General features: G+C 69.1%; 22 protein-coding genes. 12 read left to right on the top strand and 10 right to left on the bottom strand.

Translation table 11 applies throughout. The features are described from left to right. Nucleotides 1-15: 15 nt before the first annotated feature. From AC0QSG_RS09685 to AC0QSG_RS09705, 5 genes are all read right to left on the bottom strand, one after another. Nucleotides 16-1,002: an ABC transporter substrate-binding protein gene (locus AC0QSG_RS09685; protein ID WP_475375229.1), complete on the bottom strand. Its 987-nt coding sequence runs from the start codon at nt 1,000-1,002 to the stop codon at nt 16-18. A 178-nt stretch (nt 1,003-1,180) separates the two neighbouring features. Further along, a complete protein-coding gene (locus AC0QSG_RS09690) occupies nt 1,181-1,636 on the bottom strand; it encodes a MaoC family dehydratase (RefSeq protein WP_475375230.1) in 456 nt (151 codons plus the stop codon). A 52-nt stretch (nt 1,637-1,688) separates the two neighbouring features. Then, on the bottom strand, nt 1,689-2,876 hold the full coding sequence (locus AC0QSG_RS09695; protein ID WP_475375231.1) for an acyl-CoA dehydrogenase family protein: 1,188 nt from the start codon (nt 2,874-2,876) through the stop codon (nt 1,689-1,691). After that, a complete protein-coding gene (locus AC0QSG_RS09700; protein WP_475375232.1) occupies nt 2,873-3,760 on the bottom strand; it encodes an amidohydrolase family protein in 888 nt (295 codons plus the stop codon). Before AC0QSG_RS09700 ends, AC0QSG_RS09695 begins: the two co-directional genes overlap by 4 nt. Before the next feature lie 11 nt (nt 3,761-3,771). Continuing rightward, the gene (locus tag AC0QSG_RS09705; protein ID WP_475375233.1) at nt 3,772-4,698 is read right to left on the bottom strand and encodes an SDR family oxidoreductase; all 927 of its coding nucleotides are present in this window, start codon (nt 4,696-4,698) and stop codon (nt 3,772-3,774) included. A gap of 150 nt (nt 4,699-4,848) precedes the next feature. On the opposite strand from AC0QSG_RS09705, the gene AC0QSG_RS09710 reads away from it, so the two are divergent. The 7 genes from AC0QSG_RS09710 (at nt 4,849) to pcaC (ending at nt 10,857) form a co-directional block, all read left to right on the top strand. Then, nucleotides 4,849-5,331 (top strand): MarR family winged helix-turn-helix transcriptional regulator, encoded by a 483-nt coding sequence (locus AC0QSG_RS09710; RefSeq protein WP_435728364.1) that lies wholly within the window; start codon nt 4,849-4,851, stop codon nt 5,329-5,331. A gap of 149 nt (nt 5,332-5,480) precedes the next feature. Beyond that, complete coding sequence (locus AC0QSG_RS09715) at nt 5,481-6,683, top strand: 4-hydroxybenzoate 3-monooxygenase (RefSeq protein WP_475375234.1); 1,203 nt, start codon at nt 5,481-5,483, stop codon at nt 6,681-6,683. Nucleotides 6,684-6,760: 77 nt separating this feature from the next. Beyond that, entirely contained in the window at nt 6,761-7,594 is an 834-nt protein-coding gene (pcaH, locus tag AC0QSG_RS09720) for a protocatechuate 3,4-dioxygenase subunit beta (protein WP_475375235.1), read from the top strand. Next, complete coding sequence (gene pcaG / locus AC0QSG_RS09725; protein WP_475375236.1) at nt 7,595-8,173, top strand: protocatechuate 3,4-dioxygenase subunit alpha; 579 nt, start codon at nt 7,595-7,597, stop codon at nt 8,171-8,173. It begins immediately after the preceding gene. Nucleotides 8,174-8,201: 28 nt separating this feature from the next. Further along, complete coding sequence (locus tag AC0QSG_RS09730) at nt 8,202-9,605, top strand: lyase family protein (RefSeq protein WP_475375237.1); 1,404 nt, start codon at nt 8,202-8,204, stop codon at nt 9,603-9,605. Continuing rightward, complete coding sequence (locus AC0QSG_RS09735; protein WP_475375238.1) at nt 9,602-10,420, top strand: alpha/beta fold hydrolase; 819 nt, start codon at nt 9,602-9,604, stop codon at nt 10,418-10,420. Before AC0QSG_RS09730 ends, AC0QSG_RS09735 begins: the two co-directional genes overlap by 4 nt. 23 nt (nt 10,421-10,443) lie before the next feature. After that, nucleotides 10,444-10,857, top strand: coding sequence for a 4-carboxymuconolactone decarboxylase (gene pcaC / locus AC0QSG_RS09740; protein ID WP_475375239.1), 414 nt, complete (start codon nt 10,444-10,446; stop codon nt 10,855-10,857). Nucleotides 10,858-10,870: 13 nt separating this feature from the next. Here pcaC and AC0QSG_RS09745 read toward each other — a convergent pair whose 3' ends face one another. The 4 genes from AC0QSG_RS09745 to AC0QSG_RS09760 form a co-directional block, all read right to left on the bottom strand. After that, nucleotides 10,871-11,488: a tRNA-specific adenosine deaminase gene (locus AC0QSG_RS09745; protein ID WP_435728374.1), complete on the bottom strand. Its 618-nt coding sequence runs from the start codon at nt 11,486-11,488 to the stop codon at nt 10,871-10,873. 79 nt (nt 11,489-11,567) lie between these two features. Further along, a complete protein-coding gene (locus tag AC0QSG_RS09750; RefSeq protein WP_475375240.1) occupies nt 11,568-13,355 on the bottom strand; it encodes an FMN-binding glutamate synthase family protein in 1,788 nt (595 codons plus the stop codon). Between the two features lie 100 nt (nt 13,356-13,455). Further along, nucleotides 13,456-14,253 (bottom strand): CPBP family intramembrane glutamic endopeptidase, encoded by a 798-nt coding sequence (locus AC0QSG_RS09755; RefSeq protein WP_475375241.1) that lies wholly within the window; start codon nt 14,251-14,253, stop codon nt 13,456-13,458. Nucleotides 14,254-14,316: 63 nt separating this feature from the next. Then, nucleotides 14,317-15,588 (bottom strand): ROK family protein, encoded by a 1,272-nt coding sequence (locus AC0QSG_RS09760; protein ID WP_475375242.1) that lies wholly within the window; start codon nt 15,586-15,588, stop codon nt 14,317-14,319. Between the two features lie 108 nt (nt 15,589-15,696). Here AC0QSG_RS09760 and AC0QSG_RS09765 point away from each other — a divergent pair, with 108 nt between their 5' ends. From AC0QSG_RS09765 to AC0QSG_RS09780, 4 genes are read left to right on the top strand one after another with little or no spacing between them, the layout of a single operon-like run. Next, nucleotides 15,697-16,995: an ABC transporter substrate-binding protein gene (locus tag AC0QSG_RS09765; protein WP_475375243.1), complete on the top strand. Its 1,299-nt coding sequence runs from the start codon at nt 15,697-15,699 to the stop codon at nt 16,993-16,995. 23 nt (nt 16,996-17,018) lie between these two features. Then, nucleotides 17,019-17,942: a carbohydrate ABC transporter permease gene (locus tag AC0QSG_RS09770; protein ID WP_475375244.1), complete on the top strand. Its 924-nt coding sequence runs from the start codon at nt 17,019-17,021 to the stop codon at nt 17,940-17,942. Further along, nucleotides 17,939-18,841, top strand: coding sequence for a carbohydrate ABC transporter permease (locus AC0QSG_RS09775; RefSeq protein ID WP_435728381.1), 903 nt, complete (start codon nt 17,939-17,941; stop codon nt 18,839-18,841). The genes AC0QSG_RS09770 and AC0QSG_RS09775 overlap by 4 nt, the downstream gene beginning before the upstream one ends. A 40-nt stretch (nt 18,842-18,881) precedes the next feature. Next, nucleotides 18,882-20,564, top strand: a complete 1,683-nt coding sequence (locus AC0QSG_RS09780; protein ID WP_475375245.1) for a glycoside hydrolase family 13 protein — start codon at nt 18,882-18,884, stop codon at nt 20,562-20,564. Between the two features lie 115 nt (nt 20,565-20,679). On the opposite strand, the gene AC0QSG_RS09785 is transcribed toward AC0QSG_RS09780, so the two are convergent. Continuing rightward, nucleotides 20,680-21,279: an acyl-CoA thioesterase gene (locus AC0QSG_RS09785; RefSeq protein ID WP_475375246.1), complete on the bottom strand. Its 600-nt coding sequence runs from the start codon at nt 21,277-21,279 to the stop codon at nt 20,680-20,682. Nucleotides 21,280-21,525: 246 nt separating this feature from the next. Here AC0QSG_RS09785 and AC0QSG_RS09790 point away from each other — a divergent pair, with 246 nt between their 5' ends. Further along, on the top strand, nt 21,526-22,797 hold the full coding sequence (locus AC0QSG_RS09790) for an MFS transporter (protein WP_475375247.1): 1,272 nt from the start codon (nt 21,526-21,528) through the stop codon (nt 22,795-22,797). The last annotated feature ends 54 nt before the right edge of the window (nt 22,798-22,851 follow it).

The raw sequence follows: 22,851 nt of genomic DNA on the forward strand, positions 1-22,851 counted from the left end.
TCCTCCGCGTCGCGGCTACTTGACCAGGATCGATTCGACGTCCGGCGCCTTGTCCACGAAACCGTATTTGAGCATCAGTTCGCCCATGGCGTTCATCTCCTCCGTGCGGATCTCAGCCGCGAACTCCTCCATGTTGATCTTCTGGGCCGCTTCCTCTTCGATCTTGAGGAAGCCCGCAACCGAGGTCTTCACGCCTTCGGCGTCGGCCTCCGCCGCCTCGAGGGTCTCGGCAAGGGCCGCCTGGAAGTCGGACACGGTCTGGGCATTCTCCTCGGCGTAGGCGCCCGAGGTGAACGCGACCATGGTCGGCAGGCCGGGGACGACGTCCTGGTAGTTGTATCCGAGCAACTCGTTCTCCCCGTCCGCCAGTGCGTTGGCCAGGAAGGGCTCCGGCAGCCAGGCGGCGTCGATGTTGCCGCGTTCGAGCTGGGCCGGCTGGTCCGGGAAGCTGATCTCGCTGAACTTGACGGCCGTCGCATCGGCTCCGTCCTGGGCGGCGGCCTCCATGATGGTGAGGTCGCCCTGGGTGTTCACCGCGTTCACGGCCACGGTCTTGCCGGCAAGGTCCTTCCAGCCTGCGATGCCCGAGTCCTTGCGCACCACGACTCCGGTGATGTCATCACCCTCGGCCTTGGAATTGGAGTAACCGGAGACGATCTTCATGTCCAGCCCCTTGTCCGCCGCGACGAGCACCGAGAGCGGGTTGCCGATGGCGAAGTTCATGGTGCCCGTGGAAACTGCCGGGAGCATGGCCGCCCCGCCCTGCCCGGTCTGGAAGTCGATCTCCAATCCATGCTCCTCGAAGATTCCCTCGTCGATGCCGTACTGCACCGCGGCGGACGGGGCGATGGACAGCACGCCGACACTGACCCTGGTCAACTCGCCATTCGCGTCGTCCCCGTCCCCGCCGCCGCTCCCGGAGGGCGAGCCCTGCCCGCAGCCGGTCAGCGCCAGGGCCACGACCGCTGCGCCCGCGAACATCGTGCCGAGGTGATTCCTCATGACTTGCTCCTTGTGTCCGGCGGGATTGGCAACCCCGGCCCGTTGGTCGATGTGATCCGCATCACACCCGAATCGAATGTAAGTTCAATAGTTGAGAAAATCAAGACTTTTACGTCGATTGTGACAATCTTTTGACCGTCGGGGAGCGCGCTGCGGCTCGGTAGGCGTAGATGGCGAGTTAGGCGTAGAAGCGGTAGATCCCGCGTGAGACCACTGACGGCTTGGCGGCGCCCTCGACCTCGACGACTTGGTCGACGGCAATCTGGTAGCCGCCCTTGACCTCCTCGACCGCGGCGATGGTCGCCTTCATCCGGACCTGCGACCCGACGGGAACCGGCGCCGGAAAGCGAACCTTCTCCAGCCCGTAGTTGACCTTCGTCTTGACCCCGGACACCTCGAAGAGTTCGGTCCAGAACGCGATCTGCAGGGAAAGTGTCAGGTAGCCGTGGGCGATGGGTCCCCCGAACGGCCCCTCCTTGGCCTTCTCGGGGTCGGTGTGGATCCACTGGTGGTCGTCTGCCGCGTCGGCGAACGTGTTGACCTGTTCCTGGGTGATCGTGCGGTATTCGCTGTAGCCGAGATCGGTTCCGGCGGCGTTGGCGAGTTCCTCGTAGCTGATGACGGTCTGGCCCATGACGGGTTCCTCCTGTGGTGTTGGGTCGGTGGGAAAATCCAGGGTGTGCGGCCTAGGTGAAGGCGCCGACGCCGGTGACGGCGCGCCCGACGACGAGCGCGCAAATCTCGTGTGTGCCCTCGTAGGAGTAAATGGCCTCGGCGTCCGCGTGGAAGCGGGCGACGTCGTACTCGAGCAGAATGCCGTTGCCGCCGACGACCTCGCGTGCGAGCGCCGCCGTTTCCCGAAGGCTCTGCGCGGTGAACATCTTGGCCAGCGCGGAGTTCTCGTCCCGGTAGACCCCGGCCTCCTGCTGCTGGGTCAGCCGGACCACCATGCCGAGGCAGGCGGTCACGTTGGCCAGCATGCGGGCCAGCTTCTCCTGGATGAGCTGAAATCCGGCCAGGGGGCGTCCGAACTGCTCGCGCGTGGTGACATAGCGCAGGGCGGCTTCGTAGGCCCCGGCGGCCACGCCGGTGGCGATCCAGGCGACGTCCGAGCGCATGTTGCGCAGGCACGCGGCAACGTCCTTGAACGAGTTGATGTTCGCGAGCCGCGCGGAAGCGGGCACCCTGACGCCATCGAACGTGATGTCGGCGTTTTGCATGATGCGCAGGGACGTCTTGCCGTGCATTTTCTCGATGGCCACACCGGGCGCACCGGCGGGAACCAGGAAACACTTGACCTGCGAGTCGGCCTCGTCGCGCGCGAACACGGCCAGCACGTCCGCGGTGGCGGCCCCGCCGATCCAGCGCTTGGCGCCGTCGATGACCCACGAGCCGCCGTCCTCGTCCGCCTCGAAGCGCGCGCGGGTCCGCAGCCCGCCGGCGATGTCGGAACCGTGCTCCGGCTCGGTCAGCGCGAAAACACCCGTGAGCCCGAAGGAGCGGATCAGCGGATCGAGCTCCGCGGCCTGCCCGGGGCTTCCGCCGAGGTTGACCGTGGTGCGGAACAAACCCGACTGCGCGTTGTAGAGCGTGGCCATGGACGCATCGGTGCGGCCCAGCTCGAAGTTGCGAAATCCGCCGTAGAGCGCCGAGGGGCGCCCGCCCTCCGCGCGGACCTCGGCCGGGTCCATGAGGTCCAGGTCGATCAGCGGCTTCAGCGTGTGGAACGGGAACTCGCCCCGTTCCCAGCTCTCGGCGAGCACGGGGCGGACGTCGCGGTCCAGGACCCCGCGGAGGCGCCCGAGCGCGGACAGTTCCCCGGGGGTGAGCAGCTCGGAGAAGCCGTAGCGGTCGCTCGGGTAGAAACCGGTCACCGCTGTCCCAGCCCCAGGAGGGCCGCCGCGTTGCCCTTGAGGATCCCCGGACGGACCTCGTCCCTCAGCGGCAGGGCCTCGAACGCGGACAGCCACTTCTCGGGGGTGATGAGGGGGAAGTCGGTGCCGAAGAGGAGCTTGCGCGAAAGGACGTTGTTTCCCAGCCGCACCAGCGACTCGGGGAAGTACTTCGGGCTCCAGCCGGAGAGGTCGATGAACACATTGGCCTTGTGCGTGGCGATCGAATTGGCCTCCTCCTGCCAGGGGACGGAGGGGTGCGCCATGATGATCGTCAGTCCCGGGTGCTCCGCTGCGACGTCGTCCAGCAGCAGCGGGTTGGAATAGCGCAGCTTGATGCCCCTCCCGCCCGGAAGCCCCGCGCCCATCCCGTTCTGTCCGGTGTGGAAGACGCACGGCAGACCGAGCCCCTCCAGCACGTCCCACAACGGGGTGAACTGGGCGGCCGAGGGGTCGAAGCCCTGCAGCGACGGATGGAACTTGAAGCCGCGCACGCCGAGCTCGCCTGCCTGGCGGCGGGCTTCGGCGATCGCTTCCTCGCCGGTCCGGGGATCGACGGTTCCGAAAGGGATGAGGACGTCGTTGTGGCGGGCTGCCCCGGCGACGAGGTCGTCGATGGAGTTCGGCAGGTGCCCGAGCGCCGTCCGCGCGTCCACCGTGAACACGACCGCCGCCATGTTCAGCCCGCGGTAGATCCCGGCGATCCGGTCCATGGAGGGCGTGCGCTCCTCGGCCTTGAAGTACTTGGCCGACGCGTCGAAAAGGCCCTGCGGCATGGCCTGGTGCCCGTGCCCGTCGACCTCAAGATGGACGTGCATGTCGATCGCCGAGACCGCCTCGACGTCGATGGCCGATTCGTAGCGCATGACCGACACCCCTACTTGCCGGCCGGCTCGGGGCGCAGCTCGGCGGGAAGCTCGGGAAAGCCCTCGCCAACGGTCTGCAGGTTCCCGGAAAACGGGAAGCCCGCCCGCAGCGATTCGTAGTCCCAGCCGCCGTCACGGAGTTCGCTGGCGATGGCCTCCGGGTGGCTCCAGAGCTGCAGCCGGTCGCCACCGACGCCGATGGCCTGGCCGGTGATGCCCGCCGCCTCGTCCGAGGCGAGGTAGGCGACGAGACCGGAAACGTCGTCGGCCGTCCCGAAACCGAGGTCCTTGCGGAAGAAGGCGGGCATCGGCTCGCCGTTGTCCTCGGCCTCGACCGCCTTGGCGAAGAACGGGACGGAGCGGGTCATGTCCGTCACGGCGACCGGAATGACGACGTTCGCGGTGACTCCGGCGCGCTTCATCTCCAGCGCCCAGGTGCGCACCATGCCGACGATGCCGGCCTTGGCGGCGGCGTAGTTCGTCTGGCCGAAGTTTCCGCGCTGGCCCGTGGGCGAGCCGATCGCGATGATCCGCCCCGCCACACCGTACTCCTTGAAATGGCCGAAGGCCTCGCGGACGCAGGTGAACGTGCCCCGGAGGTGTACGTTCACCACGAGGTCGAAATCCTCGTCGGTCATCTTCAGCAACGACTTGTCGCGCAGCACCCCGGCGTTGGTCACCAGGATGTCCAGGCCCCCGAAGTGCTGAATGGCCGCTCCGACGAGCGCCCTGGCCGTCTCCGTGCTGCCCACCGGTGCCACGACGGCCACCGCTCGCCCGCCGTCGGCGGCGATGGAGGCGACGGCCGCCTCGGCGACCGCGGCGTCGACGTCGTTCACGACGACGGCCGCTCCCCGACGCGCCAGTTCCCGGGCGTAGGCGAGGCCGAGGCCCCGGCCGCTGCCGGTGACGATCGCCGTTTTTCCTGCGAGTGACATGTTGGCTCCTTTGCCTGCGTCCGCGTATTGCCGAGCGGCGCGCTTCCGTGGGATTCTTATCTCAAATACATGACAACTTATATTCTTGAGAAAGTCAACGAATATTCGACCCGCAGGACGGGTCGGCACCCTGACACGATCGGAGGGCTCATGGCCCCCAGTAATCCGGCCACCACCACCGGCGCCCCGCGCCTCATGGATTCCGACCTGGCCAGGGAGCCGAGCTTCCTCGTGGCGCGCACCCGCTCCCTGGGCTCCGCCCTGGCGAACGGGCGGCTGGCCGCACTGGACCTTCGGGTCCGCTCCTACTCGGTGCTCTCGCTGGCCTGCGCGGAGCCCGCACCGACCCAGCGGGAACTCGCGGACTTCCTGTCCCTGGACCCGAGCCAGATCGTGGCACTGGTCGACGCACTGGAACGCCGGGGACTGGTCGGCCGCGAATCCGACCCCTCCGACCGGCGCTCCAAGCTGGTGTCCGCCACCCTCGAGGGACGCGCCGTCTACCGCGAGGCCCGCAAGGCAACCGCGGCCGCCGAGGACGAGGCCCTCGCGGGGCTGGATGCGTCGGAGCGCGAAGTACTCCTGCGGCTACTGGCCAAGGCCGCGTTCGGCGGGGTTCCGCAATCGACATAGGCCCGAGGTCGACATAAATCTCATTGAATGAGACACCCTTGGCGCGGGGCCAGCGGCCGGGCACACACTGGATCCGTACACGACGGAACGCTCCGCCATCGACTTTCGATGGGTCGGCGCATCCGGTTGATCCCCGAAGGAGGCATCCGATGGTCGCGTCCCGCACCGTCGTCAAAACGAAGGTCGGCATCGTCGGCGGCGGGCCCGCCGGGCTCATGCTCAGCCACCTTCTCGCAAAAGCCGGCATCGAGAATCTGGTCGTCGAATCACGCGACCACGAGACCATCCGCAACACCCACCGCGCGGGCATCCTCGAGGCCGGTTCGGTCGCGATGCTTTCCGATTCCGGCGTCGACGGCCGGGTCCTGACCCACGGCGACGAACACGCGGGTATCGACCTCCGCTTCAACGGCGAATCCCACCCGCTCGACTTCAAGGACCTCGTCGACGCGACCGTCACGCTCTACGCGCAGAACGAGGTCTTCGTGGACCTCGCCGCGGCACGCGAACGCGACGGCGGCGACGTCAGGTTCGGAGCCGTCGTCGACGCGGTCTTCGACCTGGAGACCGACACCCCCAAGTTCCACTTCACGGACGAATCCGGCGCCGGGTTCGAGGTCCACTGCGACATCCTCGTGGGCGCCGACGGTTCGCGCAGCTTCTGCCGGCGCGCGGTCCCCGGCACGCAGGACTTCAAGACCGAGTACCCGTTCGCCTGGTTCGGGATCCTCACCGAGGCGCCCAAGAGCTCCCCCGAACTGATCTACGCCAACTCGCCCGACGGTTTCGCCCTCATCTCCCAGCGCAGCGAGACCGTGCAGCGCATGTACTTCCAGTGCGATCCCGAAGAGGACACCGCGGCGTGGTCCGACGACCGGATCTGGGCGGAGCTGCAGAAGCGCGTCGCCGGACCGGACGGGTTCGAACTGAAGACCGGCCCTATCTTCGACAAGACTGTCCTGGCCTTCCGCTCGTTCGTGCGGGAGCCGCTGAGCCACGGGCGGATGTTCCTGGTGGGCGACGCCGGCCACACCGTCCCGCCCACCGGAGCGAAGGGCCTGAACCTCGCCTTCGCCGACGTCCGGGTGTTGTTCGAGGCCATCGACTCCCACTACTCCACGAACAACCCCTCGCTGTTGGAGTGCTACTCCGACCGCGCCCTGAAACGGGTCTGGAAGGCGCAGAACTTCTCCTATTGGATGACCAGCATGCTGCACACGCCGCCGAACGGGGACCCGTTCATGCGCCGGCGGGCACTCGGCGAACTGGAGACGGTCACCAGCTCGCGCTACGGCAGGCAGTACCTCGCGGAGTCCTACACCGGGTGGCCGCACGCGGGCAGGCCCGCCTGAGCGCCCTGCCCACCCGGACATTGGAAAACCGCAACCGCACCACCACGGCGACAACACACCACCGAAAGGAGAGCCTTGTGGGTTCCGAGAAGAACGCCAACGAGTCCTTCGAAAACAGCCACGTGCTCGACCCCGCCGCGACGGCCCTTTCCCAGGAGGCGATCACCCGGGAGATTGAGGACCTCCATTCGGAGTACCGCGAAGGCGTCGCCGCGGGCCAGGCCGAGGAGGTCCAGCCGCGTATCGACTTCGCGCCCTACCGCTCGTCGCTGCTGCGCCATCCCACCAAGTCCCTCCACCACGCCGATCCCGAATCGATCGAGCTGTGGAGCCCCGCCTTCGGCGAGCGCGACGTCCACCCGCTCGAATCGGACCTGACCATCCAGCACAACGGCGAGCCGATCGGCGAGCGCCTGGTGGTCGCCGGACGCGTGCTCGACGGCGACGGCCGCCCCGTGGCCGGCCAGCTCGTTGAGGTTTGGCAGGCCAACGCGGCCGGGCGCTACATCCACAAGCGGGACCAGCACCCCGCGCCGATCGACCCGAACTTCACCGGCGTCGGCCGAGCCATTACCGGACCGAATGGCGAGTACCGGTTCACCACCATCAAGCCCGCCCCGTACCCGTGGAAGAACCACCACAACGCGTGGCGCCCGGCGCACATCCACTTCTCGCTGTTCGGCACGGAATTCACCCAGCGCATGATCACGCAGATGTACTTCCCGGGCGATCCGCTGTTCAGCCTGGACCCGATCTACCAGGCCATCACGGATCCTGCGGCCCGCGAGCGCCTCGTGGCCACCTACGACCACTCGCTGACCAGCCACGAATGGGCCACCGGCTACAACTGGGACATCGTCCTGACCGGCAGCAACCGCACCTGGATGGAAACCGAAGAGGAGGAGCACTAAATGGCTCAGGCACCCGGACTCAAGCTGACGCCCACGCCGGGCCAGACGATCGGCCCGTTCTACGGCTACGCGTTGCCCTTCGCCGACGGACACAAGCTCGTCGACCGCGCCCACCCCGGCGCCATCCGGCTACACGGCGTCGTCACCGACGGTAAGGGAACGCCGATCCCCGACGCGCTGCTGGAGATCTGGCAGGCGGACGAGGACGGAAACGTCGTCCAGCGCGAGGGCTCCCTGATCCGCGACGGGCACACCTTCACCGGCTGGGGACGCGCCGCCGTGGACAACGTGGGCCGCTACACCTTCGACACCGTCAATCCGGGCGCGACCGAGGACGGCAAGGCCCCGTTCATCATGCTCACGGTGTTCGCCCGCGGCCTGCTGAACCGCCTGTTCACCCGGATCTACCTGCCGGAGGACACCGCGGCCCTGGCCGCCGACCCGCTGCTCGCCTCGCTGGACGCGGACCGCCGCAGTACGCTGGTGGCCACCCGCGAACCCAACGGGGACCTCCGCTTCGACGTCGGCCTGCAGGGCGACGGCGAGACGGTCTTCCTCGAGTACCCGCGCGGCGCCTGACCGCGAACAACAACCCCTGGGAGCACGAATGACCGAGGCGGACCACGGCCTGCTGTCCCCCGCGTGGGCGGGAACCCCCGTCGCCGCGGCCACGGGCGACGCCGCGCTGGTCCAGGCGATGCTCGACGTCGAGGCGGCCTGGGTCGCGGTGCTGGCCGACGCCGGGCACTGCGGCCAGCCGGACGCCGACGCGCTCGACGCGGCGGCCGACGCCTCGCTCTACGACCTGCCGTCCATCGCGGCGCGCGGACGCGACGGCGGCAACCCGCTGATCCCGCTGCTCGCGGACCTGCGCCGCGAGTTGGGCAGCCAGGGGGCTCCGGCGTCGGCCGCCGCCGCAGTGCACCGCGGGGCCACCAGCCAGGACATCGTCGACACCGCGCTGATGCTGCTCGCCGTCCGGTCCGGAGCGATCATCCGCGCCGACCTCGCCCGCGCCGCCGACGCGTTGGAGGCCCTCGCCGCCCGGCACGCGGACACGCTCTGCGTCGCCCGCTCGCTCACCCAGCACGCGCTACCGACGACGTTCGGCCTGCGGGCCGCGAACTGGCTCTCCGGCGTCGTGCTCGCGGGCCGGCGCCTGGACGCGGCGCTGGACGCGGCCCCGCTGCAGTGGGGCGGTGCCGTCGGCACACTGGCTTCGCTGACCGACGCCGTCGGCCCGGATGCCGCGGAGGGCGCCGGCGTCGCCGACCTGACCGCGGCGCTGGCCGCCCGACTGGGCCTGGCCGATCCCGGGGCCCCCTGGCACACCAACCGGCTGCCGGTCACGGGACTCGGCGCGGCGCTGGCGGACGTCGCCGCCGCGGCCGGCAAGGTCGCCGCGGACGTGCTGGTGCTGGCGCGCCCCGAGGTGGGCGAGGTCGCCGAACCCGTCGCCGAGGGCAAGGGCGGCTCGTCGGCCATGCCACAGAAACGCAACCCGGTGCTGTCGGTCCTCTTGCGCAGCGCCGCCCTCGCCGCGCCGAACCACGCGGCGCAGCTCTTCCTCGCAGCCGGAACCGCGGTGGACGAGCGGCCCGACGGCGCCTGGCACAGCGAGTGGCCCGCCCTGCGGGAACTGTTGCGCCTGGCCGGCGGCGCCGCGGAGAAGCTCGCCGAGCTGGCGTCCGGCCTCACGGTGGACCCGGAGGCCATGGCCCGGAACGCGGCGATGGGCGGGGACCTGCTGGTGAGCGAGCGCATCGTGTCCCGGTTCGCCCCGCTGATCGATGGCGGCAAGGCGGAGGTCCAGGCCCTGGTCAAACGCTCGCTGGAGGAGGGCACCGCGTTGCGTCATCTTCTGCGCTCGGCCGTCCCCGCCGATAGGCTCTCGGACAGTGAACTCGCCGAGGCGCTGGATCCGTCCGGCTACCTCGGCCAGGCCCGCACGTTCATCGACCGCGCCGCGGCCGGAAACGCCGCGTGGCAAGACCCCCGGAAGGAACCATGACCGAACCGCAGCTGACCGCGACCGCCCTCAACCACTCCGCCGAGGACCTGGCGGGCAAGCCCACCCTGGTGCTCGGCCCCTCACTCGGCACCGGAGCCGTGGCCCTGTGGGGACCGGCCGTGCCGTACCTCACCGAACACTTCCGGCTCGTTGCCTGGGACCTCCCCGGGCACGGCGCCAGCGCGCCCTCGACCGAGCCGTTCACGATGGGCGAGCTCGCGGCCGCCGTCGTCACGCTGGTGAAGGGGCTCGAGGAGGACGGCCGGCTCGATGCGGCGCTACCCGTCTTCTACGCCGGGGTCTCCGTGGGCGGAGCCACCGGAATCCAGCTGGGGCACGACTACCCCGGGCTGTTCAGCGCGCTCGCGATCGTGTGCTCGGCGGCCAAGATCGGCACGCCCGAGGCGTGGACCGAACGCGCCGAGCTGGTGGCCAAGGCCGGCACCCCGACCATGGTCGCCGGATCCGCGGAACGCTGGTTCGCCCCCGGGTTCATCGACGGCAACCCCGAGGTCACCACGGCCCTGCTGCACACCCTGCAGGAGGCCGACCGCTTCGCCTACGCCCACGCCTGCGGCGCCCTCGCCGGCTTCGACCTGCGCCCCGAACTCGGGAACATCACCGATCCGCTGCTCGCGGTCGCCGGCGCGCACGACGCCGTGTGCCCGCCCGCCGACGCCGAGGCACTGGCCGCCGGCGTCGCGAGAGGACGCTCCGCCGTCGTGCAGTCCGCCGCGCATCTGGCCCCCGCCGAGGCTCCGGAAGAGATGTCCCGCCTGCTCGTCGACTTCTACCGCGACGCCACCGGCGCCTGATTCCGAACCCCTTGGAGGTCCCCATGTCCGATTCCGCGCGCCTGCCCGGCGACCCGTACGACGCCGGAATGGTGGTCCGCCGCGAGGTCCTCGGCGCCGAGCACGTGGACCGCGCCAACGCCAACGCGGACGAATTCACGTCCGAGTTCCAGGAGATGATCACCCGCTACGCGTGGGGCACGATCTGGACCCGCCCGGGCCTGAACCGCACCACGCGTTCCGCCGTCACGCTGACCGCCATGATCGCCGGCGGCTACTGGGAAGAGTTGGAGATGCACGTGCACGCGGCGCTGCGCAACGGCGTGACCCCGGAGGAGATCAAGGAGATCTTCCTGCAGTGCGCCATCTACTGCTCGGTCCCGGCGGCGAACGTCGCGTTCAAGATCGGCAAGCAGGTGCTGGCGGAATACGCGGCCGAGACCGGGGAAGAAGCCTAGGGCTGCTCCGGGGCTAGATCGGCGTCACCTTGCCGGTGGCGCGCGCGTTGTAGACCACGGCCGATCCGTCCGCGGTCCGGCGCCGGAACTCGCCCAGCACGGCCAGCGACTCCTCGTGCAGGACGCCGTCGTCGACATCGATTCCCCGGGCGATGAGCTCTCCCTCCCAGTTGGCGGGCACGGGGCCCTCGTCGAAGCCCGTCAACGACTCGACCTCGCGGCTGCCCACCGCGAACTCCACCGCGCGCACGCCGGACCAGATCACGGCGCCGAGGCACATGACGCACGGCTGGGCGTTGATGCTCAGCCTCCGGCGGGCGCCGCCGGCCCCGAGGTCCCAGCCGCCGGTGGCGGTGTGGGCTAACTGCAGCGCGACGACCTCCGCGTGCATCGCGGACAGCCCGGAGTGGAGCACCAGATTGACGCCGGCGGAGACCACCAGCCCGTCCGGCGCCTCCGTGACGACCGCCGCGAACGGCCCGCCGGTGCCCTCTTCGACGTTCCGCAGAGCCAGGCGGTTCGCCGCGCGGATCCGGTCCTCCGGCGTCGGTAGCGCGTCCGGGAGCTCGGCGAGTGCGTCGGCGAGCCACGGGGGCGACTCGAGCACGAAGCCGGTGGGAAGGTGTGCCATGTGAACCTCCGGGTGGTTGGGGCGGAGCCGTCCTCCATCGTCCACCCGCCGGGCCCGCGCGGGCAACCGCCGCCAGGCGTCAGGAGCCGCCGGGCCGGGCCTCCGGCCGCACCGCGCTTCCGGCCACGCGCGGGGTGGTCCCGTGGGTGGTGTCCTTGACCTCCACCCGGCTGGGGGCCGGCACCGCGTCCGTGCCCTTGGCCGCGCCCGCGCGCCGTGCGGCACCCCAGTCCGCCACGGCGTCGTCGTACGCCTCCATCGGCTCCAGCCAGGGGGTCGGCGCGTGCTCGCCGAAATGATCGGCGTCGGCCTCCTCCCAATCCAGGCGCCAGCCCCGCGGCGGATCGACCAGGAGTTCGCCCGGGCGCAGCCAGTTGTAGATGGCTGCGTAGCTGCGCGTGGTGAGGTGGTCCACCCGGCGCCGCAGCATGCGCTGGTTCAGCTGACCGGGCTCGGTGACGCCCATCGACGCCAAGATCTGCGTTGCCTCCCGCACGGTGAGCTTCTGGTAGTTGTGCACGCGGTTGCCCTTGTCCTCGACGTCGAGGGCGCGCACCAGCCGCGGATCCTGGGTGGCGACCCCCACCGGACACGCGTTGGTGTGGCACTTCTGGGCCTGGATGCAACCGGTCGCCATCATCATCGCCCGCGCGCTCATCGTGAAGTCGGCCCCCTGGATGAGCCGCTTGACGATGTCGCTGCCGGTGGCGACCTTCCCGGCGGCGCCGATCCTGATCCGGTCCCTGAGTCCGCACCCGACCAGCGCGTTGTGGACCACCATGAGGCCATCGGTCAGGGGCGTCCCGACGTGGTCCTCGTACTCCAGCGGCGCCGCTCCCGTGCCACCCTCCGAGCCGTCGACGATGATGTAGTCCGGCGCCACCCCGGTCTCCAACATGGCCTTGCACATGGCGAGCACGTCCGTCCGCGATCCCACGCAGAACTTGTAGCCGATCGGTTTGCCGCCCGAGAGCCGGCGCAGCTCCGCGACGAACCCCATCAGTTCGCGCGGCGTGCCGAACGCCGGGTGCGACGCCGGGGAGATGCAGTCCCGGCCGAGCGGCACCTCGCGCGCCTCGGCGATCTCCGCCGTGACCTTGGCGGCGGGCAGGACCCCGCCGAGCCCCGGCTTCGCGCCCTGGCTGAGCTTCAGCGTGATGCCCTTGACCTCGTCGCGGGCGGCTCTGGCGGCGAACCGCTCCGGGTCGAAGCGCCCGGCCGCGTCGCGGCAGCCGAAGTACCCGGAACCGATCTCCCAGAAGAGGTCCGCGCCGTACTCCAGGTGGTACTTCGTGAGGCCGCCCTCGCCGGTCTCGTGGATGAAGCCGCCCAGCGCCGCGCCCTTGTTCATCGCCAGCACGGCGTTCTTGGACAGGGACCCGAAGCTCATCGACGAGACGTTCATCAGCGCGATGTCGTAGGGCCGGGCGCAGTCGGGTCCGCCGATGCGCACCTTGTGCGGTTCGGCCGCCGGAGCCTCGGGCGCCGTCGAGTGCAGGAGGAACTCGTAGCCGAGCGCGTTGACATCCCGCTCCGTGCCGAACGCCTTGTGGCTGTCCGCGCCCTTCGCCCGGGCGTAGACCAGTGAGCGGGTGTCGCGGTCGAACGGCTTGCCGTCGTAGTTCCGCTCGATGAAATACTGCTGGATCTCCGGGCGGATGGACTCCAGGAGGTAGCGCATGCGGCCCAGCACCGGGAAGTTGCGCAGGATGGCGTGCTTCGTCTGGAGCACGTCGTGGATGCCCAGAACCAGCAGCGCGACCAGCACCGCGGACAGGATCCACCATCCGGCGGACCCGAGCGCCGCGGCCACCATGGTGGCGAAGCCGAGGGCCAACAGCAGGGCAAGGATCAGGAAGCGCGCCATGGCCCGAGCATACCGCCGCGTGGCGGGCGGGGCCGTGGAGGGCTTGGCGGGCCGTGCGGTGGCGGGCCGGGAGACCGCGGGAGCAACGGCGTCGTTCCGGTCAGTACACGAAGATCCGGATCCACTGCGGGTTGTGGGCGTGGATGAGCACCAGGAACAGCACGAAGTCGAAGAGCAGGTGCACGCACACGATGTAGGACAGCGATTTGGTGGCGCGGAAGATCAGCGCCTGCACCACGGCGAACGGAAAGATGAACAGCGGCGCCCACGCGTGGAAGCCCAGCTCCCACAGGAACGATGTGAAGAGCACCGCCTGGAGCACGACGGCCTGCCAGTCGGGAAGGTGCCGGCGCAGGAGGGCGAAGACCGTGCAGATGAAGAAGAGTTCGTCCCAGATGCCCAACGCGTTGGTCCCGGCGAACAGCCGCAGGATCCCGTCGGCGTCGTCCACCGCGGGCCAGTTCCGGTAGACGCCGGTGCCGACCATGTACACGGGCAGCAGCGCGTATCCCAGGGCCGGGACCGCGAGCAGGTACCACCACTCGGCCCGTGTCCAGCGTTTTCCGGTCATCACGGGGAAGCGGATGGCGTGGTCGCGGAACAGGAAGCGCGATACCGCGTACGGGATGCCGACCGCGAGGATCATGGCGGCGCCCATCACGATCATGTGCTCCGTGCTGATGTCCGTGGTGATGGGCACTGTGCTGATGATCGCCAGGCCGAACGCGATCAGCAGCAGGTCCTTGAACAGGGGCCGATCGATGGCCACCGCGACGACCAGGGCGAGCGCCAGCACGCCGAGGCCGATCACGCGTTCCTCCGGCACGAAAATCAGGAATCCAGCCAGTGAAACCAGGGCGGAGGGCACCAACTTGGGCGAGGCCGTCCGTCGTTCCATTCCCGCCATCTCCTTCACCTAGTCGCTCCTCCCACCCCCCGAAGTGGACAATACCTCGGTTGGTTACATACCGGTAATGTCCACTTCGGGGGGTGGGGAGGGGGTGAGGGCGCCTTCGCGGACCAGGGCGATCGCCGAGTGCAGGGCGCCGGCCAGCACGACGCCGTCTCCGTGTTCGGAGGCCACCAGTTCGGCCCAGGAGAGCGTGCTGTCCCGGCCCATGAGTTCCCGCGTGCGCTTGAGCACCGGCCCCACGGCCGGCGCGATGGCGCCCGCGACGATGATCCGCTCCAGGTCCAGCATGCCGGACAGCAACATCGCCACCGGGGCGAGGCGCCGCGCCAGGACGTCGACGATCTCAAGTGCGAGCGGGTCGCCCAACTCCGCCGCGGCAAAGACGTGCTTGGCGTCGGGCTCCATGTCCGGGCATGCCGCGAGCATCCCGACGAGCCGGCCCGCCGCGGCGGCGTTGCGCAGTTCGGCGCGGGCCTGGTGCGCGAGCCCATCCGCCGAATCCACACCCACCACGAGATCCAGGACCCGCAGCTCTCCCACGGCGCCGCGCTTGCCGCGCATCAGTTGCCCGTCGATGACGACCCCGGCGCCGAAACGTTCGCCCGAGAGGAGCGTAGCGAAGCCCCGCACGCCGGCATCCATGCCGGTCGCGGACTCCGCGAGCGCGGCCAGGTTGGCGTCGTTGTCCACGACGACGTCCCAGTCGCGGTCCCCAAATACGGTGATGAATTCCGGGTTCATGCGGTTCCAGAAGTTGTCCAGCCTGTCCTGCGGCGACCTTCCCGACGCGTCCACTGGCGCGGGCACGCCGACGACGACGGCGGCGACCGCCTCGGGAGCGACTCCTGCTTGTTCCAGCACGTCGAGCACCAGAGATTCCAGGGCCGCGCGGCGGTCAAGGCCGGAGGCCTCGGGGTCCGAAGCGCGCCGGATCCGCGCCAGTTCTGTGCCCGCGAGATTGACGACGGCGGCGGTCAGGGAATGTGCGCCGGCGTCGACTCCGACGGCGTAGCGGCAGTCCGGCCGGAACGCGTACCTCCGCGCCGGACGGCCCTTTTCGTAGTCGCCGGCCGCGCGGGCATCGGCCAGTTCGCCCAGCCAGCCCGCGGAGACCAGGTCCTTGCACACCGACAGGACGGTGGCGCGCGTCAGCCCGGTAGCTTCCATCAGGTCCCCCGCCGTGAGCGGCTCCCCCGGCCAGGCCGCGGCGAGGACGCGGCGCGCGTTGCCCGCGCGCGGCGAGGATCCGGCGTCGTACACCTTCGGCGTCCCGCGCCAGAAAGCGCGGTGGCCGGCCCGAATCCCTGCGGAAGTCTCCATGCGAAAGATTATAGACGAACATAAATTTACGTGCTAAATTATCTTCAGCTTCCTGTGGTGCCGGTCACACAATCCCGCGCCCTCCGCTCACACCAAGGAGACGAAGTAATGCTCAGACCGCTTTCACCCTGCCCCCTCCGGGCCACCGGATCGACCTCGAGGCGCGCCTTCCTGGCCGGCCTCGGCGGGGCTGCCACCCTCGGCATGGCGGGCTGCGGGGGCGCCGCCTCGGCTGCCTCCGAGGTGCGCTTCTTCCAGTCCAAGCCGGAGGTGATTCCCTACTTCGCGGACCTGCTCGGCGACTTCGCCGCCGAACACCCCGGCATCCTGCCCGTGCACGAGATCGGCGGCAGCCTCGGCGGCCTGGCGGGCACCTTCGTCCGCAACGACCCGCCGGACCTAGGCTGCCTGAACTACAACTACGAGATGGCGAACTTCCGGGCCCGCGGCGAACTCTCCAACCTCGCGGACCTCCCGCAGTCGCGGGCGATCTCGCCGCTGGTGCAGGACCTCGTCGACCTGTACCCGGGCTTCGAGGGGCAGACCTCGGTGATGCCGTACTCGATGATGGCCGCGTCCGTGATCTACAACCGCGACCTCTTCGAGAAGCACGACGTCGCCGTGCCCACCACGCACAGCGAGTTCATCGCCGCCTGCAAGACCTTCGAGGCCGCCGACGTCACGCCGATCTACAGCACCTTCGGCGACGCGTGGACGGTCATGCAGGGCCTGGTCGACTATTCGATCGGCGGCATGGTGGACGTGATCGACTTCTATTCGAAGATGCGCGAGCAGGGGGCCGACATCACGCCGGACTCCCCCGTCTCCTTCAGCCGCGTGTTCCGCGAACCGCTCGAGAAGATGCTGGAGATCGCCGCCTACTCCAACGCGGACGCCGCCGGGCGCAAGTACGGCGACGGCAACGTGGCCTTCGCGAACGGCGGGGCCGCCATGTACCTGCAGGGCCCCTGGGCGCTCCTCGAACTCGAGAAGCTCAATCCGGACATCCGCGTCGGCACGTTCCCGCTGCCGATGACGGAGGACGCCACCGACAACAAGGTCCGCGTCAACCTGGACCTCTCGCTTTGGATCCCGGAGAAGTCCAACCGCAAGGAGGAGGCCCGCACCCTGTTGCGGTTCCTCACGCAACCGGCGGTGCAGGACGCCTACAACGCCCACGCCCTCGGCTTCGGCGTCCGGAAGGACGCTCCCCCCGTAGAGGACGAGCGCCTGCTGGAGATGCAGCCGTATGTTGACCGCGGCGCCTTCTACCAGGGCGCGTCGCAGGGCGTGCCCCGAACCATTCCGTTTGAGAGCTACTCGCAGGCGATCGTCTTCGGCGCCGACCTGGAGAACACGCTCCGCACCCTCGACGCCGACTGGGCCCGCCTGGCCCGACGCTCCTAACCCGCGACCGGCAAGGAATTCCCATGGCCCTGACAACCTCCCCCGCGCCCGCCCGGACGGCGCATACCGACGTGCGGCCCCACCGCAAGCGACGCATCGACCGCACGCACTACCTCTTCCTCCTGCCCGCCATCGCCGCGTTCACGCTCTTCATCACGCTGCCGGCGGTGATGGGCATCTTCTTCAGCTTCACCAACTCCGTCGGCTACGGCGAATGGGACTTCGTTGGGGTGTCCAACTACGCCCTCATGCTGACCGATCCGGCCATCCTGGCCTCCTACGGCTTCACCCTCGGCTTCGCGGCCGTGACCGTCGTCGTCACCAACGTCATCGCCTTCCTGCTCGCCGTGGGACTGACTTCGCAGATCCGCGCCCGCGTGTTGCTGCGCACGGTGTTCGTGATCCCCATGGTGGTCTCCGCGATCATCATCGCGTACGTCTTCAACTTCCTGTTCTCCAAGTCGCTGCCGGCCGCCGCGCAGGCAATCGGGTTCGGACCGCTGGAGGACAGCATCCTCGCCAATCCGGACCTTGCGTGGCTCTCGATCGTGCTGGTCACGGCGTGGCAGGCGATCCCCGGCACCATGCTCATCTACATCGCCGGGCTCGTCGCGATCCCCCGCGAACTCTACGAGGCCTCGTCCCTGGACGGCGCCAGCGCGTGGCAGCAGATCAAGACGATCACCCTGCCGCTGATGGCCGGCTACATCGTCATCAACGTGATCCTGACGTTCAAGAACTTCCTGAACGCCTACGACGTCATCATCGGCCTGACCGGCGGCGGCCCCGGCACGTCGACGCGCTCGGTCGCCATGACGATCTTCTCCGGCTTCGACACGGGCGACTACGCCTACCAGATGGCCAACGCGACCATCTTCTTCCTGATTGCACTCGCGATCGCCATGATCCAGCTGCGTCTGATGCGCGGAAAGGGGCAGTCCCGATGACCACCCAGGGCATGAATCCCATCGGCACCACCCGCAGGGCCCCCGCCGAAGGCCCGGACCGGTCCGCGTCCCCGTTGACGAGGGACCGCGTCAACTGGCGCCTGACCATGGTCCTCGGGCTGTGCACGCTCGCGGTGCTCGTCCCGCTGTTTGTCACCGTCTCCATGGCGTTCAAGACCGGCGCCCAGGCGGTTCAGGGACGCGCCTTCGACCTGCCGAATCCGATCAGCATCGAGGGCTTTGTCGAGGCCTGGAAGCTGACCGACTTCCCCGTCAGCTTCACCATCTCGCTGTTCGTCTCGGCCGTCGCCGTCGTCGGGGCCATCCTCGTCGGCAGTGCCGCGGCCTACGCGATCCACGTGAACTGGGACCGCAAGTTCTTCCGCTTCTCCTTCTTCTACCTGCTGGCGGCCATGTTCCTGCCGTTCCCGGTGCTGGCGCTCTCGCAGATCAAGCTCACCGGCATCCTCGGTCTGGACAACCCGCTCGGCGTCGGCCTCCTGCACGTGATGTTCGGCCTCGGCTTCAACGTCCTGCTGCTCACCACCTTCCTGCGGAACATGCCCGACGAGTTGGACGAGGCCGCGCGGATCGACGGCGCCAGCACGTGGCAGACCTTCTGGCGCATCATCTTCCCGCTGCTCGCCCCGATGAGCGCGACGGTCGGCATCTTCGCCTTTTTGGCCTCCTGGAACGACTTCATGATGCCGTCGCTGATCATCTCCGACCCCACCGTGCAGACCCTGCCGGTGATCCAGCAGATCTTCCAGACGCAGTTCAGCGAGAACTACCACGTGTCCTTCGCGTCCTACCTCATGGCGATGGCGCCCTCGATCGTCGTCTTCATCTTCACGCAGCGCTGGGTCCTCTCCGGGGTCACCCAGGGAGCCGTGAAGTAGCAGAACCCCAGACCACCCTCTCCGAAAGGAACAACACCCCATGACCACCACCTCCCCCGAATCCCCGGTCCGCCGCATGGACGATCCCACTTGGTGGCGCCAGGCCGCCGTCTACCAGATCTACCCGCGTAGCTTCGCCGACGCCAACGGCGACGGCATCGGGGACCTCAAGGGCGTCATCTCCCGCGTGCCGTACCTTGCGCGGCTCTCGATCGACGCCGTCTGGCTGAGCCCGTTCTACCCGTCGGCGCTGGCCGACGGCGGGTACGACGTCGCCGACTACCGCGACGTCGACCCGAAGATCGGGACCCTCGAGGAATTCGACGAGATGGTCGCCGTCCTGCATGCCGAGGGCATCAAGGTGGTCATCGACGTCGTCCCGAACCACTCCTCCAACGACCACGTCTGGTTCCAGGCGGCGCTGGAGGCGGGCCGCGGGAGCGCCGAGCGCGACCGCTACATCTTCCGCGAGGGCACCGGGCCGGACGGCAACGCGCCTCCCACCGACTGGCAGAGCATCTTCGGCGGACCGGCCTGGACGCGGGTCGCGGACGGCCAGTGGTACCTGCACCTCTTCGCGTCAGAGCAGCCGGACTTCAACTGGTCCAACCGGGAGGTCCGCGACGACTTCCTGGAGACCCTGCGCTTCTGGTCGGACCGCGGCGTGGACGGCTACCGCATCGACGTCGCGCACGCGCTGACCAAGGACATGTCCGAACCGCTTCCCTCCAGGATGGAGATGGACGCGATTCCCCGCGACGGCGGCGCCCACCCGATCTGGGACCGCGACGAGGTGCACGAGATCTACGCCGAATGGCGCCAGGTCTTCAACTCCTACCACCCGCCGCGCACGGCCGTCGCCGAGGCCTGGGTGGACCGCCACCGGCGTCCGCGCTACGCGAGCGCCGAGGGCCTCGGCCAGGCGTTCGAGTTCGATCTGCTGACGCAGGAGTTCGACGCCGCGGCGTTCCGCGAGGTCGTCAGCGACAGCGCCGAGCTGGCCGGGGAGTCCGGGTCGTCGTCGACCTGGGTCCTGTCCAACCACGACGTCGTCCGCCACGCGACGCGCTACGGGCTGCCGCCGTTGGAGCAGGCCGTGGGCAGCACGGAGCAGGACCAGAAGCAGGGCCAGTCGTGGATTCTCGATGGCGCCCCGGAGGACCAGCTGGACCGCGAACTCGGCGAGCGCCGCGCGCGCGCCGCGAGCCTGTTCGAGCTGGCGCTGCCGGGTTCGGCGTACCTTTACCAGGGCGAGGAACTGGGCCTGCACGAGGTCGGTGACATCGCCGACGGCGCGCGACAGGACCCGACGTTCTTCCGGAACCCGGGCGTGGACAAGGGCCGCGACGGTTGCCGCGTGCCGCTTCCGTGGGAGCGCGACGGCGACTCGTTCGGATTCGGCGCCAGCGGTGCGCACCTGCCGCAACCCGGCTGGTTCGGCGAGTATTCGGTCGAGGCCCAGGACGGGGCCCCCGGATCCACGCTGGAGCTCTACCGCGCGGCCCTGCGCCTGCGCCGCGAACTCCAAACCGAGGAGACGCTCGAGTGGGTCGAGACCGGATCGGAGTCGGTGCTGGCCTTCCGCCGGCCGAACGGCTGGGTCACGGTCACCAACTTCGGCGACGAGCCGGCGCCGCTCCCGGAGGGCGAGGTGCTCCTGGGCAGCGCCCCGGTCGCGGACGGCGCGCTGCCGGGGGCCGCAACCGCCTGGCTCAAGCAGTAGCAAGAGCAACAAATACGACGCCGGTCGCGCACCGAAGGCGAGCCATTCGCCCGGGTGCGCGGCCGGCGTCGTACGTCCCTCCCCCACCACGCGAAGTGGACATTACCCGGGTTAGTTACATACCGGTAATGTCCACTTCGCGTTGCAAGGAGGGCGATGAGCCGGACCTCGACCAGGCGTGCGGAGCCGACTTGCGGGAACCGGGAAGCGCCGTGTCCCGGCGCCATCGTTCCGCCCACTCGGGAAGCTCCAGATCGGTCGGGACCTCGGCGCCCATCGCTTCCAGGATCTCGGCGTTGGGTACGGGCCCGTTCTTTGAGAGTAGCCGCGTGGCCATGAGGGCGCTGACGTACACCTCGCCGTCGGCAACGATGCGCTGTTCGAAGTAGATGCAACGGTCGTCGAGACCGGCGATCCGCGTTTCCTGGGTGAACCGCTGGTGCAGCACCACCGACTTGCGGAAAGTCACCGTCTCCGCCTGGACCACCGGCGACCAGCCGCGTCGCCGCATGACGTCCCAGGCTCCGGCGCGGACCATCAGATCGGTCCGTCCCAGGTCGAACAGGGAGAAGTACATGCCGTTGTTGACGTGTCCGGCCATATCGATGTCCGTGAGCAGCGCCCGCATGGGCAACGATCCGGCGTCGAACAATGAAAGCCGGCCGCGGCGGCGGGCGGTGAACAGCAATACCAGAAACCTGAAGATCATGTGCATGGAACAGACAATACTCGCCAGTAACCTAGCCCCGCCCCGCCCGTCGGCCCCGCGAAGTGGACATGACCGCGGCAAATAACCCTAGGTAATGTCCACTTCCGGAGGTTGAGGGCGGGAGCGTGGCGGCGGGCGGGCGAGGGTACTGATTGACTGAATCCAATCACTGGGGCACACTTGATGCGGCGCATGCGGTCGGATCCCGCCGTCGCGCCCAAGAACCGCACCATTTCCCAAAAGGGGACCACCATGGCACCGCGCGCCCTCCGGCCATTGGCCTACCGCGACTACCGCACCCTCATCACTGCCCTTGTCCTGAGCGTGTTCGGACACGGCATTTGGGCCGTCGCCATGGTGTTCCAGGTGACGCGGCTCGGCGGCGGACCCGCGCAGCTCTCCATCGTCGCGTCGGCCACCAGCGTGGGACTCGTGACGCTGGTCCTGGCCGGGGGCATCGCGGCCGACCGCTTCTCGTGCCGCCGGATCATCCTGACGGTGAAGAGCACCAGCCTGACGGTCATGACCATCCTGTCCGTCCTGGCGCTGACCGGAAACGTCGCCATGTGGCACCTCGCCGTCGCCGGGTTCATGGTCGGCGCGGGCGCCGCGTTCTTCTTCCCCGCCTACTCGGCGCTGTTGCCGCGGATCCTCCCGTCGTCGGACCTCCTGGCCGCGAACGGCATGGAGGGAACGCTGCGGCCCGTGCTGCAACAGGCCGCGGGACCCGCGGCCGCCGGCATGGTCGTCGCCTCGTTCTCGCCGGCGCATGCGATCGCGGGCATCGCCGTCTGCCAGCTCGCGGCCCTGCTCGTCATGACCCGGCTGAGCAACGACAGCCGCTACGACGCGCACCTGGAGCCGGGCACCGTGCGCCCGTCCGTGGTGGCGGACCTCCGCGAGGGCGTCTCCTACACGGTGCGCACGCCGTGGCTGTTGTGGACCCTGCTGTTCGCCGTCATCTCCGTCCTCAGCTGGGTGGGGCCCCTCGAAGTCCTTCTTCCGTTCGTGGTCACCGGCCAGCTACAAGGCGACGCCCGGACGTTCGGCTTCCTGCTGGCCGCGCTGGGCATCGGGGCCGCCGTCGGGTCCATGCTCACCGCGTCGCTACCGCTGCCGCGCCGCTACCTCACCTGGATGATCATGCTGTGGGGCTTCGGCACGCTGCCGCTGGTCGGGATCGGATTCTCGACCCAGTTCTGGCAGCTCGCGGCCATCCTGTTCATCGTCGGCGCCAGCGGCGGCACCGGGCAGGTCATCTGGGGAACGCTGCTGCAGCGGCGCGTTCCCACCCGCATGCTCGGCCGGGTCTCCAGCCTGGACTTCTTCGTGTCGCTGGCACTGATGCCGGTGTCCATGGCCCTGGCCGGACCCATCGGCGAAGTGGTGCCGCTGTGGATCGTGTTCCTCGTGGGAGGCGTCGTCTCTCCGGTGATCGCCGTCGCCGCCTGGCTCGCCGCGCGCATGGCGAAGGACGAGATCGCGCACCCGCTGGACAGCGAACCCGCAGCCCAAGCCGCATAGCGCTACACCCGTCTACAACCCCGCGAAGTGGACATGACCACGGGACCTAACCCT

Source organism: Arthrobacter sp. LT660 (genome assembly GCF_056172845.1).

What these genes read in the sequence shown, in the direction of transcription:
- AC0QSG_RS09775 (WP_435728381.1), top strand. Translation starts at nt 17,939, where the DNA reads ATGACCACCCAGGGCATGAATCCCATCGGCACCACCCGCAGGGCCCCC.
- AC0QSG_RS09690 (WP_475375230.1), bottom strand. Translation starts at nt 1,636, where the DNA reads ATGGGCCAGACCGTCATCAGCTACGAGGAACTCGCCAACGCCGCCGGA.
- AC0QSG_RS09790 (WP_475375247.1), top strand. Translation starts at nt 21,526, where the DNA reads ATGGCACCGCGCGCCCTCCGGCCATTGGCCTACCGCGACTACCGCACC.
- AC0QSG_RS09760 (WP_475375242.1), bottom strand. Translation starts at nt 15,588, where the DNA reads ATGGAGACTTCCGCAGGGATTCGGGCCGGCCACCGCGCTTTCTGGCGC.
- AC0QSG_RS09735 (WP_475375238.1), top strand. Translation starts at nt 9,602, where the DNA reads ATGACCGAACCGCAGCTGACCGCGACCGCCCTCAACCACTCCGCCGAG.
- AC0QSG_RS09715 (WP_475375234.1), top strand. Translation starts at nt 5,481, where the DNA reads ATGGTCGCGTCCCGCACCGTCGTCAAAACGAAGGTCGGCATCGTCGGC.
- AC0QSG_RS09765 (WP_475375243.1), top strand. Translation starts at nt 15,697, where the DNA reads ATGCTCAGACCGCTTTCACCCTGCCCCCTCCGGGCCACCGGATCGACC.
- AC0QSG_RS09755 (WP_475375241.1), bottom strand. Translation starts at nt 14,253, where the DNA reads ATGGAACGACGGACGGCCTCGCCCAAGTTGGTGCCCTCCGCCCTGGTT.
- AC0QSG_RS09700 (WP_475375232.1), bottom strand. Translation starts at nt 3,760, where the DNA reads ATGCGCTACGAATCGGCCATCGACGTCGAGGCGGTCTCGGCGATCGAC.
- AC0QSG_RS09730 (WP_475375237.1), top strand. Translation starts at nt 8,202, where the DNA reads ATGACCGAGGCGGACCACGGCCTGCTGTCCCCCGCGTGGGCGGGAACC.
- AC0QSG_RS09785 (WP_475375246.1), bottom strand. Translation starts at nt 21,279, where the DNA reads ATGCACATGATCTTCAGGTTTCTGGTATTGCTGTTCACCGCCCGCCGC.
- pcaC (WP_475375239.1), top strand. Translation starts at nt 10,444, where the DNA reads ATGTCCGATTCCGCGCGCCTGCCCGGCGACCCGTACGACGCCGGAATG.
- AC0QSG_RS09770 (WP_475375244.1), top strand. Translation starts at nt 17,019, where the DNA reads ATGGCCCTGACAACCTCCCCCGCGCCCGCCCGGACGGCGCATACCGAC.
- AC0QSG_RS09750 (WP_475375240.1), bottom strand. Translation starts at nt 13,355, where the DNA reads ATGGCGCGCTTCCTGATCCTTGCCCTGCTGTTGGCCCTCGGCTTCGCC.
- AC0QSG_RS09710 (WP_435728364.1), top strand. Translation starts at nt 4,849, where the DNA reads ATGGCCCCCAGTAATCCGGCCACCACCACCGGCGCCCCGCGCCTCATG.
- AC0QSG_RS09705 (WP_475375233.1), bottom strand. Translation starts at nt 4,698, where the DNA reads ATGTCACTCGCAGGAAAAACGGCGATCGTCACCGGCAGCGGCCGGGGC.
- pcaG (WP_475375236.1), top strand. Translation starts at nt 7,595, where the DNA reads ATGGCTCAGGCACCCGGACTCAAGCTGACGCCCACGCCGGGCCAGACG.
- AC0QSG_RS09780 (WP_475375245.1), top strand. Translation starts at nt 18,882, where the DNA reads ATGACCACCACCTCCCCCGAATCCCCGGTCCGCCGCATGGACGATCCC.
- AC0QSG_RS09745 (WP_435728374.1), bottom strand. Translation starts at nt 11,488, where the DNA reads ATGGCACACCTTCCCACCGGCTTCGTGCTCGAGTCGCCCCCGTGGCTC.
- AC0QSG_RS09685 (WP_475375229.1), bottom strand. Translation starts at nt 1,002, where the DNA reads ATGAGGAATCACCTCGGCACGATGTTCGCGGGCGCAGCGGTCGTGGCC.